This window comes from Nonomuraea sp. SBT364 (assembly GCF_001083785.1).
GTDB lineage: Bacteria > Actinomycetota > Actinomycetes > Streptosporangiales > Streptosporangiaceae > Nonomuraea.
In genome coordinates, this window is sequence record NZ_LAVL01000227.1 from 1 (window position 1) to 12161 (window position 12161).

A 12161-nucleotide genomic window follows, 5' to 3' on the forward strand; every position below is an offset into this window, starting at 1 on the left:
CCCGTCCCCCCGTGCCCGTGCCCGTGGCCGTGGCCGTGGCCGTGGTTCTGCTCGGGGGTACGGGGGCGGCGGGCGGTGTGGAGGAGGCGGAGGCCGATGGCGCAGATCAGGACGCCGCCGGCCACTCCGAGCCAGCCGAGCACCGACTCCCCGGCCAGCGCGGTGAACGCGCTCAGCGCGACCCCCACCACCAGCACCCCGGCCGTGTGCGTCGCCGTCACCGTGGCGCCCACCACGAGCGCGTCACGCGGACGCCCCCGGCGACCGGCCAGGTAGGCGGCCATGATGGTCTTGCCGTGCCCGGGGATCAGCGCGTGCCCCGCCCCGAGCACCACCGCCAGCCCGAGCGCGAGCAGCCCCAGCGGCACGGTGAGGGAGTCGCCCCCCACCAGCTCCGTGAACATCCGGTCGAGCGCCTCCAGGGCATCCCCCACCGGCCCCCCGAACGGCAGCTCGACGGAGATCCCCGCCTCCGGCCGGGCGGCGGCGGAGACCGGGGAGCCCGCGACGGTGAGGACGGCGGCGCGCTGGTCGAGCGGCGACGTCAGGAGGTCGTCGGGGTAGGCGCGCAGCTCGTCGCTCACGCTCTCCGCGGGCACCGGCGAGGCCGCCAGCGACACCCCGTCGCCCACGGCGGTGATCTCCCGCCATCCGATCCGGTCCTGCTCGAACGCGTCGGTGAACTCCACCGTCCCGGTCACCCGCACGTCGGCGACCAGGTCGCACGTCAGCCGGCTGGTCCGCAGCCCGCCCTGCCCCGGCGCGTGGGCGTGCGCCGCACCCGCCACCCGCCACCGTGCCGCCACGCCGTCCACCGTCAGCCGCTGGGCGGCGGCCAGCGCCGCGCACCTGCGGCCCGCGTACGAACCGTCCACCTCGGGCGCGGCCTGCAACGTCGGCAGCTCGGCCAGGTCCACCACGGCCCGGTTCGTCACCCGCTCGGGCAGCACCCGCAGCCCGTTGTAGTGGTTGACCGTGAAGTTCCCCAGCGGATGAACCACCGCCCGGCCGGCACCGGCCGCGTGGGCGGCGGGGGCGATCATCGCGATCACGCACGCCGCCAGCGCCGCGCCGGCGAGTGCCCGGAGGCTGTGGACGGTGTGCCTCATGAGAACCTCGCCAGGGCGGGGAGCGCGGGGTCGAAGCGCGGGTCCAGGGGGGTGTCGCGGCCCAGGGCGCGTTCGATGCGGGCGCGGTGGTAGCGGAGGAGCGGGCTGCGCAGGCCCGAGGCGGTGGCGCGCTCGGCGTACGGCAGGGCGGCGCGCGCGTCGCCGGACCTGAACAGGGCCCAGGCGAGGGCGTCGGCGGCGACCGGGTTGGGGTTGCGCGCGTACTCGGCGCGGGCGTGACGGACGGCCGCCGCGGGGTCGCCGTGGTCGGCCTCGAACTCGGCCCACGTGAGGTCGTCGCGCACCCCGGCGCGTTCCATGAGCGTCCGCTGGGCCGTCAGGAGCGTCCAGTCGGCGGGCAGCCCGGCCTTGAGGCGGGTCTCGCCCTGCTCGATCAGGTACTGGGGCAGGGGGAGCCGCCCGACCACCGTGTCGTACAGGGCCAGGGCCTCGGTCAGTCGGCCGGAGAGCGCGGCGACGCGGGCCCGGCCGGCGAGCGCGGGGGTGTGGGCGGGCGAGGCGTCCAGGGCGGCGGCGTACCACCGGTCCGCGGTGCGCAGGTCGTGGCCGTGCAGGGCCAGCTCGCCCAGGTAGTAGCGGGTGTAGGCGACGTCGGCGGGCCGGTGGGCGTCGTCGTGGGCGTACTCCAGGTACGTGCGCGCCCGGGTGACGTCGCCGCGCAGTTCGGCGGCGTACGAGGCGCGGGCGAAGGAGGCGACGCCGGGGCGCAGGCTCGTCATCCTGGCCACGGCCCGGTCGGCGGCGGCCAGGTCGCCGAGCTGGGTGCGGGCGTCGGCGAGGACGCCGTGCGCGGCCGCGCTGTACGGGTTGGCGTCGATGGCCCGTTCGGCCAGCCGTGCCGCGTCGGCGAACTCGTGCCGCGCGGCGGCGAGCGCGGCCCGGCCGGTCAGGACGGTGTCGTCGCCGGGGTCGAGGCGGGCGGCGGTGGCGAGCGCGCCTTCGGCCTTGGCGTAGTAGGACGGGTCGCCGGTGATCCGGGCCTGGTCGACGTACTGGATGGCGAGCCGGGCCCAGCCCCGGTGGTCGCCGGGCAGGCGCCGGAGCCGCTCCTGCAACGTTTCCGAGGCGGCGGCGGGCCGCCCCGCGACGGGGGCCGGGGCGGCGGGGGCGAGGACGGTGAACATCAGCGCGCCGGCCAGGATCACGCCGGCGGCCAGGAGGAGTGCGCGCATCGAGGACTCCGGTGCTGGTGGTGAGGGACCGGCGGGTCCATGGGGGCCCGCCGGGAGGGGCCGGCGGCCGGGAGAAGGCCGCCGGCCGGGGTCAGCGCTGGTTGACGGCGACGTTGCCGGGGAGCGGGATGTACGGGAACGTCGCGCCGAACGGCTTGTCGTTCCTGTCCACCTTGTCCGTCAGGGCGGGGATGAGCTTGCCGGACCGGGCGGCACCGGCCACGGCCTGCAGCTCGATGTCCACCACGTCGTCGGAGAGCCGCCGCCCGTTCGGGAATCCCTGGAGGTCGCCGCCGAGCACGCCGAGCCGGTGGGGATCCTTGGCGGGCGGGATCGACATGTTGAGCCGCAGCATCTCGGCCGGCCGGACCTTCCCGGCGTCCTTGTTGAGCGACTGCGAGTTGAGGTCGGCGGCGATGGGCCCGTTGCCCTTGGCGATGCCGGTCAGGAAGATCTGCACCAGGTCGTCGCGCGGCGTGTCGGGGGCCTTGATGCCGTAGACGGACTCCAGGAGCCTGGCCACCTCGGGGTCGGTGACGCGCTTGACCAGGGCGGGCACGTCGGCGTCCTTGGCCGGGGGCAGCGCGTTGAAGGCGTCCTTCAGCCCGGCGGGCGAGACCAGTTCGTTCACCAGCGGGTTGCCCAGGCGGGAGACCTGGACGTGGCCGCCGGGGCTGAACTTGTCCGTGGTGGACCAGACGCCGATCACCGGGTTGCGCCTGGCGTCGCCCTTGAGCGCGAGGTCCTCGGCGGGTACCTGGAGGCCCAGGGTGTTGACGTTGTAGCCCTTGGTGGTGTCCTGGCCGACCTCCGACAGGTTCCCGCCGTACAGCAGGTCGAACACCCGCAGGTCGAGGAAGAACGCCTCGTCCGACTGGCCGGCGAACGTCTTGCCGCCGCCGGGCACGTTGGTGATCGACTGGGCGCGGAGCGTGCCGTAGTCGGGCATCGAGGCGGGGCCCGCGTTGCTGGGCGCGACGACGCCGTTGGCGACCAGGGTGCGGGTGCCGTCCGGGGTGATCCGCTTGAGCGTGTAGCGCTGCCGGTAGAGCAGGTTGGGGTCGTCGAGCGAGGTCACCGGGCCGTTGTTGTAGAGGAAGGTGTCGTTGCCGCGCCGGTCCTGGTCGCGGAACGTCCACTGGTAGGTGATGTCCGGCTTGGCGTCGCCGTTGTTGTCGATCTTGATGTTGTAGCGGGACTTGGTGTCGAAGGTGTAGAAGTTCGGGCCGCCCTGGGGTTCCTGGAACGGGATCCAGTTGGCCAGGAGGGTCACGGTGTCCGCCTTGTCGGGGCTGACGAACGCGTACACGTCGGTGTTGTCGTTACGCGGGTCGCCGGCGATGGCGGGAGCCTCGCGGTGCGAGGAAGCGGTGCCGGAGTCCGTGCGGAGCAGGGCGAACGAGGAGGCGGTCAGAGCCGCCGCGACGCCGAGTCCGATGAGAGCGCGCCGGTTGGTCCGGAGCTCCATGTTCGGTCCTTTCGAAGGGCTGATCGTCGGGCTGATCGTCTTCGAGGTTCCGGCCGGGTTCCTCGACGCCCTATTCGTCCCGGGGGCGCCGCTGGATGCGTTCTCCTCCTCAGGGAGGAGGCGTCAATGGAAGTTGACATACTTAGGTCGTCAATTTAGGTTGACCGGTGCGGATTCGGTTCCGTCGTTCGTTGGGGCTTTTCGGGATATGTCGCGAGAGGAGATCGCGTGATCAAGGAGTTGCTCGCCTACCTGCGGCCGCACAGGTTCATTCTGGTCGTGGGCGGGGTGCTGGGCCTGATCGGCTCGGCGGCGGGCCTCGCGATGCCGCTGCTGGCCAAGTACGTGGTGGACGCGTTCGGCGAGGACGCCTCCATGGCCGGGCCGTTGACCGGGCTGACCATCGCGGTGCTGGTCGGGGCCGTGGTGTCGGCCGGTGGCAGCTATCTGATGGAGCGCACCGGCGAGGGCATCGTGCTGGGCGCCCGGCGCAGGCTGGTCGACCGGATGCTCCGGCTGCGGGTCGCCGACGTGGACCGGCTCAAGCCCGGCGACCTGCTGTCGCGGGTGACCGGCGACACGACGCTGCTGCGCTCGGTGCTGACCAACGGCGTGGTCGACTCCGTCGGCTCGGTGTTCATGCTGGTCGGCGCGATCGTCATGATGGCCACGATGGACGGCGTGCTGCTGCTGGTCACGCTGCTCGTGGTGGTGGTCATCGGCGGGCTGACCGGGCTCGTCATGCCGAAGATCCAGCGGGCCCAGAAGGACGCCCAGGAGGCCGTGGGCGAGATGGGCGCGGTGCTCGACCGGGCGCTGCAGGCCTACCGCACGGTCAAGGCCAGCGGCGCCGAGGAACGCGAGATCGGTGTCGTCGCCGAGGCCGCCGAGCGCGCCCGCGACCGTGGCCTGCAGGTGGCCGGCTGGACCTCGCTGGCCGGGGTCGCCACCTGGATGGCCGTGCAGATCGCCTTCCTGGCCGTGCTCGCCGTCGGCGGCGCCCGGGTCGCCTCCGGCACGCTGGAGGTCTCCTCGCTGATCGCGTTCCTGCTCTACCTGTTCTACCTGGTGGCGCCGATCGGGCAGCTCGTCGACGGCGCGGTCCAGCTCCAGCAGGGCCTGGCCGCGATGAAGCGCATCCGCGAGATCGAGGAGCTGCCCGGCGAACCGGTGAGCACCGTCCCGGCCGCCGACGCGCGCCCGCTCGGCGTCCGCTTCGACGACGTGGTCTTCCGGTACGGCGAGGACCGGCCGGTCGTGCACGACGGCGTCACCTTCGAGGTGCCGCCCGGCGGCCTCACGGCGCTCGTCGGCCCCTCCGGCGCGGGCAAGTCCACCGTGTTCGCCCTGCTCGAACGCTTCTACGAGCACCAGGCCGGGACGATCACGCTGGACGGCAGGGAGATCCGCGACTGGCCCCTGGCCGAACTGCGGGCCGCGCTCGGCTACGTCGAGCAGGACGCCCCCGTGCTGGCGGGCACCCTCAGGGAGAACCTGCTGTTCGCCGCCCAGAACGCCACCGAGGAGGAATTGCGCCGCGCGGTCACCCGCACCCGCCTCGACGACCTGGTGGCGCGACTGCCGGAAGGGCTCGACACCGCCGTCGGGCACCGGGGCGTGCTGCTGTCGGGCGGTGAGCGGCAGCGGGTCGCGATCGCCCGCGCGCTGCTGCGCAAGCCCCGGCTGCTGCTGCTCGACGAGGCCACCTCGCAGCTCGACGCGGTCAACGAGCTGCGGCTGCGCGAGGTCATCGCCGAGGTGGCGGCCGAGACGACCGTGCTCGTCATCGCCCACCGCCTGTCCACGGTGACGAACGCCGACCGGATCGTGGTCATGGAGGGCGGCGGCGTGCGCGCGGTCGGCACTCACGACGAGCTGGTCGGGCAGGACGACCTCTACCGGGAGCTCGCGGCCACCCAGTTCCTCGTCAGCTGAGCCGTTGTACTCTTCGGGTGACAAAGGTGAATGTGTTCATTCAGGAGGGTCACCATGGGCCGCACCGTCCGCGCGCCGCGAGGCGCCACGCTCACCGCCAAGGGCTGGCCGCAGGAGGCCGCGCTCCGCATGCTCCAGAACAACCTGGACCCCGAGGTCGCCGAGCATCCGGAGGAACTGGTCGTCTACGGCGGCTCGGGGCGGGCGGCGCGCGACTGGCCCTCCTTCGACGCGCTGGTCAGGACCCTCACCACGCTGGAGGGCGACGAGACGCTCCTGGTGCAGTCGGGCCGGCCGGTCGGCGTCTTCCGCACCCACGAATGGGCGCCGCGGGTGCTCATCGCCAACTCCAACCTGGTGCCCGACTGGGCCAACTGGGAGGAGTTCCGGCGGCTGGAGGCGGCCGGGCTGACGATGTACGGCCAGATGACGGCCGGCTCCTGGATCTACATCGGCACGCAGGGCATCCTGCAGGGCACCTATGAGACGTTCGCGGCCGTCGCGGCCAAGCGGTTCGGCGGCACGCTGGCCGGCACGATCACGCTGACGGCCGGCCTCGGCGGCATGGGCGGCGCCCAGCCGCTGGCCGTCACCATGAACGGCGGCGTGGCCATCTGCCTCGACTGCGACCCGCGCTCGGTCGAGCGCCGCATCGAGCACCGCTACCTCGACGTCCGGGCCGGCTCCCTCGACGAGGCGCTGGAGCTGGCGTACGAGGCCCGCGACGCCCGCCGCCCGCTGTCGATCGGCGTGGTGGCCAACGCCGCCGAGGCGCTGCCCGATCTGCTCGCCCGGGGCGCCGGGATCGACATCGTGACCGACCAGACCTCGGCCCACGACCCGCTGATGTACCTGCCGGTGGGCGTGGCGTTCGAGGACATGGCCGCCGAACGCGACAAGGACCCGGCGGGCTTCACCGGCCGGGCCCGCGAGTCGATGGCCCGGCACGTCGAGGCCATGGTCGGCTTCCAGGACGCCGGGGCCGAGGTGTTCGACTACGGCAACTCGATCAGGGGCGAGGCCAAGCTGGCCGGCTACGACCGGGCCTTCGACTTCCCCGGGTTCGTGCCCGCCTACATCAGGCCGCTGTTCTGCGAGGGCAGGGGCCCGTTCCGATGGGCGGCGCTGAGCGGCGACCCGGCCGACATCGCCGCCACCGACCGCGCCATCCTGGAGCTGTTCCCGGAGAACGAGCCGCTGGCCCGGTGGATCAGGAAGGCGGGGGAGAAGGTCCACTTCCAGGGGCTGCCCGCGCGCATCTGCTGGCTCGGCTACGGCGAGCGCGACCGGGCGGGCGAGCGGTTCAACGACATGGTGGCCTCCGGCGAGCTCAGCGCCCCTGTCGTGATCGGGCGCGACCACCTCGACAGCGGCTCGGTCGCCTCCCCCTACCGGGAGACCGAGGCCATGGCCGACGGGTCCGACGCGATAGCCGACTGGCCGCTGCTCAACGCGATGCTCAACACCGCCTCGGGCGCCGCCTGGGTGTCCATCCACCACGGCGGCGGCGTCGGCATCGGCCGCTCCATCCACGCCGGGCAGGTCACCGTCGCCGACGGCACCGCGCTGGCGCGGGAGAAGCTCAACCGGGTGCTCACCAACGACCCGGGCACCGGCGTGATGCGGCACGTCGACGCCGGCTACGAGGAGGCGGCCGCGGTGGCGGCCGAGCGGGGCGTCCGGATCCCCATGCGCACACCCCGGCCCGGAGGTGCGGATCCCGGGACGGGAAAGTGAAATTTCCTGTTACGGGATGAGATTGCCGTGGCCGTGGTGTTGGAGGAGGCGTGACGGGCGCATATCACGGCGGGCTGGACGGGCTGCTCGACGGCCGGAGGCTGTCGCCGGTGCAGCGCAGGATCGCCCATTACCTGTCGGAGCACCTGGAAGAGGCGATCTTCCTGTCCAGCGTGGAACTGGCCGAGCGGTCCGGCGTGAGCCAGCCCTCGGTGACCAGGTTCGCGATGGTGCTGGGGTTCGCCGGCTACCCGGAGCTGCGTCAGGCGCTGCGGCCCCTGGTGCTCGGCGCGCCCGCCGACCGGCCGCAGGAGAGCCTGCTCAAAGGGGCCATCGACCGGGAGATCAGGAACCTGTCGCTGGTCCGCGAGCGGCTCGGCAGCCTCCCGCTGAAGGAGCTCGGCGAGTCGCTGGCCGCCGCCGAGCCGCTGCCCGTGCTGGGGCTGCGGGTCTCGGCGGGGCTGGCCACCACGTTCGCCTATTACACCCGGCGCATCCACCCGGACGTGCGGCTGCTCACCCACGGCGGGTCCGAGCTGGCCGACGGGCTGCACGCGGCGCGCCGGGCCGGGGCCGAGTGGCTGGTGGCCGTGGTCCTGCCGCGCTACCCGGCCGAGGTCATGCAGGCCCTGGAGTACGCGGAGAAGCTGGGTTACCGGGTGGCGGCGATCTGCGACAGGGCCGACTTCCCCGCAGAGGTGGTGCTCGACGCGCCGGTGGGGGACCGGCTGGTGTTCGACTCGCACGCGGCGCCGCTCGCCCTGGCGATGGCCCTGGTGGAGGCCATGGCCGACGCCGCGCCGCTGCGCACCCAGGCGCGGCTGGAGGAGTACGAGCGGATGACGGACGAGACCGGCACGTTCCTAACCGGCGATCCGCCTTAGCGAGCGCACCGACCAGGTGACGGTGAGCGCGGCCAGGCTCAGCATGACGGCGAACGCCAGCGGGATCGACAGATCCGCCAGGTCGCCGGCGAACAGCGCCCGGCCTGCCTCGACCGGATGGTAGAAGGGCGTGAACCAGGCGACCCGCTCCAGCCAGTCGGGCCCCAGCGCCATCGGCAGCAGCGCGCCCGACAGCAGCATCAGCGGCAGCGCGAAGAACTGCATGATCTGCCCCATCGCGTTCTCGTCCTTGAGCCCGAACGCCAGCCCGTAGGCGACGCCGGAGGAGAACAGCCCCGTGACGCCCAGGAGCAGCAGCATGAGCAGCAGTCCCGCCGGGCCGATGCGCAGCCCCATGAGCACCGCGATGAGGATGACCATGAGCGACTGGACCATCAGCACGGCCACGTCCCGCAGCATGCGGCCGAGCACGATCGCCGGCCGCCAGGCCGGGGTGACCGCGATCCGCTCCAGCACGCCGTTGCGCATCTCGTAGATGGTGCCGTAGGCGACGCCCATCGAGCCGAACAGCGCGGTGATGACCAGCATCCCCGGCGCGAACGAGGTCAGCGCCTGCCCGAGGTCGCCGCCGAACCCCATGCCCGCGTACAGCGGCCCGAACAGCAGCAGGTACATCACCGGCTGCATGATGCCGAACACCGGCCAGATCGGGTTGCGCAGCGTGCCGCGCATCTCGTGGCCGAGGAAGAGCGTGGTGTCCCTGATCATGCGGCGGCTCCGGTGTCACGGAGTGAGCGGCCCGTCTTGGCCAGGAACACGTCGTCGAGCGTGGCCCGGTCGAGCGAGATGGAGGCGATGTCCAGCCGCTGCTCCTGCAGCGTGCGCAGCAGCACCGGCAGCATGTGCTCGCCGTCGTCGACGTAGACGCGCAGGACGTCGTCGTCGACGCGGGTGTCCTTGGCCAGCGGCGCCAGCGTGGCGACCGCCCGATCCGCCTCGGCCAGCCTGAGCGTCACCACGTCGCCGGACACCTCGCGCTTCAGCTCGGCCGGGGTGCCCTCGGCGACGATCACGCCGTGGTCGACGATCGCCAGCCGGTCGCAGAGCGCGTCGGCCTCCTCCAGGTAGTGGGTGCTGAGCAGGACGCTGGTGCCGCCTTCGCGCAGTTCCCTGATGCGGTCCCACAGGTTGGCGCGGTTCTGCGGGTCGAGGCCGGTGGTCGGCTCGTCCAGGAACAGCAGCGGCGGTGCGTGCACCAGGCCGAGCGCGATCGACACCCGCCGCTTCTGGCCTCCGGAGAGGGTGCGGCCCGGCCGGTCGGCGATCTCCGCCAGGTCGAAGCGCTCCAGCACCGCGTCGGTGGCCCGCTCCGGCCCGGCCACGCCGTAGAGCTTGGCCGCGAACACGATCTGCGCCCGCGCGGTGTTCTGCTCCTCGATCCCGCCGGTCTGGCTCACGTACCCGAGATTGCGCCGGATCTGGGCCGGCTGCTTCAGCAGGTCGTGGCCGGTGATCGTGGCGGTGCCCGCGTCGGGCCTGATCAGCGTGGCGAGCATCCGGATCGTGGTGGTCTTGCCGGCGCCGTTGGGGCCGAGCACGCCGTAGATCTCGCCTGCCTTCACCTCCAGGTCCACGCCCCTGACGGCCTCGACCGTCTGGGGGCCTTTGCGGCTCTTGGTGGTGAAGGTCTTCTTTAACCCCTGTGCTTGAATGATCATGCTTCTCCCTAGGGAAGCTCGTCGTCTTCCACCTTCCGCATCGCCTGCTCGCACCATTCGAGCTGGACGCGCAGCGTGCCGATGTTGAGCTTGAGGTTTTCGTCGATGTGCCGGGGGGCGCCGTAGCGCTGCTTGGCGCCGAGCGCCCGCTCGGCGGTCGCGATGCCGAGCTTGAGCTGCTCGATCCTGTTCTGCATCGCGGCCAGGATCTGAGGCTTGCCGAGCCGGTCGAGATAGGTGACGGCGACCTGGAACGGGTCGACGATCGGCTGGAGCTCGTGCCAGGTCAGCATGAGCAGCCGGTGGAACTCGAACCGGCCGTCTTCCGTCAGCTGATAGACCGTGGACCCGCCCTTGCCGCCCTCGACCACCTCCAGCAGGCCCTCGTCGGCCATCTTGCCCAGGCCGTGGTAGATCGAGCCGAACTTCACGTTGGCCCAGGTGTCGGTGCCCCAGGTCTCCAGGTGCCTGCGCACCTGGTAGCCGTTGAGCGGGCCGTCGAGGAGGGTGCCGAGGATGAGGATGCGGGTCGTGGACACGCTCAAATTTGTATTCAAATTTGAGTTCCGTGTCAAGCGTGAGAGGCTTCCCGTCATGAGCGAACGACCAACGGCCCTGATCACCGGGGCCTCTCGCGGGGTTGGCGCGGCCGTGGCCAGGGCCTTCGCCCCGACTCACCACGTCATCCTCGGCGGGCGCGACGAGAGCGCGCTGGCGGCGCTGGCCGCCGAGCTGCCCGGCGCGCGGGCCTGGCCGGTCGAGCTGACCTCCGTGGCCGAGCGCGACGTCGCCGGGATCGACCGGCTCGACGTGCTCGTGCACAGCGCGGGCCTCACCCGGCTCGGGCGGATCGGCGACCTGCCCGCCCCGGTGTGGCGCGAGACGATGGAGCTCAACCTGTTCGCGGCCGCCGAGCTCACCCGGCTGCTGCTGCCCGCCCTGCGGCGGGCCCGCGGCCACGTGCTCTGCGTCAACTCGGGCGCGGGCCTGCGGGCCAACCCGGGCTGGGGAGCCTACGCGGCCAGCAAGTTCGCGCTGCGCGCGTTCGCCGACGCGCTACGCCAGGAGGAGCCGGAGCTGCGCGTGACCACCGTCTACCCGGGCCGGATCGACACCGACATGCAGCGCGGCGTACGGGAGCAGGAAGGCGGGGCGTTCGAGCCGGAGAAGTACCTCACGGCGGAGAGCGTGGCCCGCGCGATCCTGGCCGCCTGCACCGCCGGTCCCGACGCGCACCTCACCGAGCTCACCCTGCGGCCGATCGAGGGGCCGGTCACCTGATCTGCTGAATGGATCCATTCACTACAGTGGGTCCATGCTTGGAGATCTCGCGCGGGTGGGCCGCGATCCCGCCACCGGTGGCTACGTACGGGACGCCTGGTCGCACGCCGACCTCGAACTGCGCGGATGGTTCGCGGGCGAGGCCGCGCGCCGGGGGCTCGACCTTCGGGAAGACCGCAACGGCAACCTGTGGGCGTGGTGGGGCGACCCGTCCCGCGAGCCCGGCGTCGTCACCGGGAGCCACCTCGACTCCGTGCGCCAGGGCGGCGCCTACGACGGGCCGCTGGGCGTGGTGTCGGCGTTCGCGGCCATCGACCTGCTGCGGCGGCGCGGGTTCCGGCCACGGCGGGCGCTCGGGGTCGTGTGCTTCACCGACGAGGAGGGGGCCAGGTTCGGGGTGCCGTGCGTGGGGTCGCGGCTGCTCACCGGGGTGCTGGCGCCGGAGCGGGCGCTCGGGCTGACCGACGACCACGGCGACACGCTGGCCGACGTCCTCACCCGGGCCGGCCGTGACCCCCGCGCACTGGGCGCCGACCCGGAAACGCTCCGCGCCGTGGGCGTGTTCGTGGAGCTGCACGTCGAGCAGGGCAAGGGGCTGGTGGAGCACGGCCGGCCCGTCGGGGTCGCCGGCGGGATCTGGCCGCACGGGCGGTGGCGGTTCGACTTCCGGGGGCAGGCCAACCACGCGGGCACCACCCGGCTGGGCGACCGGCACGACCCGATGCTCGCGCTGGCCCGCCTGGTGCTGGCCGCCCGCGACCACGCCGCCCGCCGTGACGTGGTGGCGACCGTGGGCAAGGTGCTGGTCTCGCCCAACAACGCCAACGCCGTCCCGGGGCTCGCGTCCGCCTGGCTCGACGCCCGGGGCCCCGCCG

General features: G+C 72.8%; 11 protein-coding genes. 5 read left to right on the forward strand and 6 right to left on the reverse strand.

What is annotated here, in order from left to right; translation table 11 throughout:
- The 3 genes from ADY59_RS43805 to ADY59_RS43815 form a co-directional block, all read right to left on the reverse strand.
- Positions 1 to 1109, reverse strand: a 1109-nt coding sequence (locus tag ADY59_RS43805; RefSeq protein ID WP_053175736.1) for a hypothetical protein, incomplete at its 3' end; no start/stop codon positions are given.
- Positions 1106 to 2302 (reverse strand): tetratricopeptide repeat protein, encoded by a 1197-nt coding sequence (locus ADY59_RS43810; protein WP_049576179.1) that lies wholly within the window; start codon positions 2300 to 2302, stop codon positions 1106 to 1108. The genes ADY59_RS43810 and ADY59_RS43805, both read right to left, overlap by 4 nt.
- 91 nt (positions 2303 to 2393) lie before the next feature.
- Positions 2394 to 3770 carry a DUF4331 domain-containing protein gene (locus ADY59_RS43815; protein WP_049576182.1) on the reverse strand — a complete coding sequence of 459 codons (1377 nt, stop codon included), beginning with the start codon at positions 3768 to 3770 and terminating at the stop codon, positions 2394 to 2396.
- A 228-nt stretch (positions 3771 to 3998) separates the two neighbouring features.
- On the opposite strand from ADY59_RS43815, the gene ADY59_RS43825 reads away from it, so the two are divergent.
- Genes ADY59_RS43825 through ADY59_RS43835 form a run of 3 tightly spaced genes read left to right on the forward strand, consistent with a single transcriptional unit; the run spans position 3999 to position 8326 of the window.
- Positions 3999 to 5705, forward strand: coding sequence for an ABC transporter ATP-binding protein (locus ADY59_RS43825; protein ID WP_049576187.1), 1707 nt, complete (start codon positions 3999 to 4001; stop codon positions 5703 to 5705).
- A 54-nt stretch (positions 5706 to 5759) separates the two neighbouring features.
- Positions 5760 to 7442 (forward strand): urocanate hydratase, encoded by a 1683-nt coding sequence (gene hutU / locus ADY59_RS43830; RefSeq protein ID WP_197094136.1) that lies wholly within the window; start codon positions 5760 to 5762, stop codon positions 7440 to 7442.
- A 50-nt stretch (positions 7443 to 7492) separates the two neighbouring features.
- Positions 7493 to 8326, forward strand: a complete 834-nt coding sequence (locus tag ADY59_RS43835; RefSeq protein WP_049576192.1) for a MurR/RpiR family transcriptional regulator — start codon at positions 7493 to 7495, stop codon at positions 8324 to 8326.
- Here ADY59_RS43835 and ADY59_RS43840 read toward each other — a convergent pair.
- Genes ADY59_RS43840 through ADY59_RS43850 form a run of 3 tightly spaced genes read right to left on the reverse strand, consistent with a single transcriptional unit; the run spans position 8306 to position 10544 of the window.
- Positions 8306 to 9055: an ABC transporter permease gene (locus tag ADY59_RS43840; RefSeq protein WP_049576193.1), complete on the reverse strand. Its 750-nt coding sequence runs from the start codon at positions 9053 to 9055 to the stop codon at positions 8306 to 8308. The genes ADY59_RS43835 and ADY59_RS43840 overlap by 21 nt on opposite strands.
- The gene (locus ADY59_RS43845; protein WP_197094137.1) at positions 9052 to 10005 is read right to left on the reverse strand and encodes an ATP-binding cassette domain-containing protein; all 954 of its coding nucleotides are present in this window, start codon (positions 10003 to 10005) and stop codon (positions 9052 to 9054) included. Before ADY59_RS43845 ends, ADY59_RS43840 begins: the two co-directional genes overlap by 4 nt.
- 8 nt (positions 10006 to 10013) lie before the next feature.
- Positions 10014 to 10544 (reverse strand): PadR family transcriptional regulator, encoded by a 531-nt coding sequence (locus ADY59_RS43850; protein ID WP_197094138.1) that lies wholly within the window; start codon positions 10542 to 10544, stop codon positions 10014 to 10016.
- 55 nt (positions 10545 to 10599) lie between these two features.
- On the opposite strand from ADY59_RS43850, the gene ADY59_RS43855 reads away from it, so the two are divergent.
- Both ADY59_RS43855 and ADY59_RS43860 read left to right on the forward strand, forming a co-directional pair.
- Complete coding sequence (locus ADY59_RS43855) at positions 10600 to 11286, forward strand: SDR family oxidoreductase (RefSeq protein ID WP_049576198.1); 687 nt, start codon at positions 10600 to 10602, stop codon at positions 11284 to 11286.
- A 34-nt stretch (positions 11287 to 11320) separates the two neighbouring features.
- On the forward strand, positions 11321 to 12161 hold an 841-nt coding region (locus ADY59_RS43860; RefSeq protein ID WP_049576206.1), incomplete at its 3' end, for an allantoate amidohydrolase.